Here is a 1,297-nt window from a genome sequence, read left to right as displayed (position 1 = left end):
GCTTCGTTGCCGCCGAGAACGAATCTGCCCCCGGCACTCTCCGTTGGTAACGGAATCACGTTCCTAGCGAAGTTGTTTTAGAGGCTAGGGAGAGCAAGATGACAGTCAAGAATTTCACCAGCTTCGCCAGCGCCTGCCAGGAGGCCATGGTTGCGGTGCTGGATGCCATCGCCACGGTCGGCGACGAACGCCGGGTACACCTCAAGGATGCCAAGTCGGCAGTCGGCAAGGCCCTGCACGATGCGCACAGCAGTGAGGAATGGTATCTGGCCGACCAGGTGCGCCGAGGGATCAATGAGGTGGAGGTCCGATCGCGGGAGACTGCTTAGGAGCCGGCGAACGAGCCGGGGGCCTGACTACCGTGCGGCAAGCTCGGTGTAGCCGGCGGCCGGCCCAAATGGTTGCGCCGCGCCGTCGCCGGTGAACGATGCGCCTCGCATCAGCACCAATGTCGTGGGCTTCAGGTCCGTTAGCGGGGCCGTGCCCGGAGATACCAGCGTTGACGAACACTTGCGGGCGACTGTTGCCGCCGCTCAGTCCCACTTTGGTGGTCTCGACATCGTCGTGGCCAAACCCAGGGGGTCGGATCGGCGGGAAACGTGCTGGAGGTTCGCGACGACGATTGGCAACAGATGCTGGACGTCAACGTCACGGGGGTATGAAGCTGGCTCGCGCTAGTTGGACGCAGCGGTCGAACCATTCCCCGCCGGCCGCCACCGCGGCGTCTAGAGGCGTCGTTCGAGGTCTTGCGCCACCCGGACCTGCGGAGCACGATTGTCATCGGAGTGGCTGCGGCCACAGGCTGTCGGTTGACGACGGGACCTGCGACGGGTCGACCAGGCTGATGATCTCACTGCGGCCGATCCGCAGCGGAGGCAACAAATCATGTTCATCCAACTCATTCAGGGAATGGTGTCCGATCCGGACGGACTCCAGCGGTGTATGGACCGTTGGGACGAAGAACTCAAGCCGGGCGCCACCGGCTACCTCGGTACCACCGCCGGCACGTGCGACGACGGCACCTTCATCGCGCTCGCCCGCTTCGAGTCCCAAGAAGCTGCACGGCGCAACAGCGAGCGCCCCGAACAGGGCGCCTGGTGGGCCGAAATGGAGGAATGCTTCGACGGCCCGGTCACAGTCATGGACTGCCCAAACGTCACCCAATGGATGGGCGGCGGCTCCGACGACGCCGGGTTCGTGCAGATCATGGAAGGGCACACCAGCAACGCCGGACGGATGCGGGAGATTCTCGACGCGTCCGCCGACCGCGTACACGAAGCGCGTCCAGAGATCATGG

1 protein-coding gene and 1 pseudogene are annotated in these 1,297 nt (G+C 64.5%); both read left to right on the top strand.

Annotation, left to right across the window (positions count from 1 at the left end):
- The first annotated feature begins 98 nt into the window (after positions 1-98).
- Positions 99-329: a hypothetical protein gene (locus tag JDV09_RS26275; RefSeq protein WP_221372062.1), complete on the top strand. Its 231-nt coding sequence runs from the start codon at positions 99-101 to the stop codon at positions 327-329.
- 556 nt (positions 330-885) lie between these two features.
- Positions 886-1,297, top strand: a pseudogene (locus JDV09_RS26270) (hypothetical protein); the annotation flags it as partial.

It is taken from the genome of Mycolicibacterium xanthum (assembly GCF_019710635.1).
Lineage (GTDB): Bacteria > Actinomycetota > Actinomycetes > Mycobacteriales > Mycobacteriaceae > Mycobacterium > Mycobacterium xanthum.
Note: the sequence above shows the minus strand (reverse complement) of the source record. Positions and strands in the feature narration are given on the sequence as shown.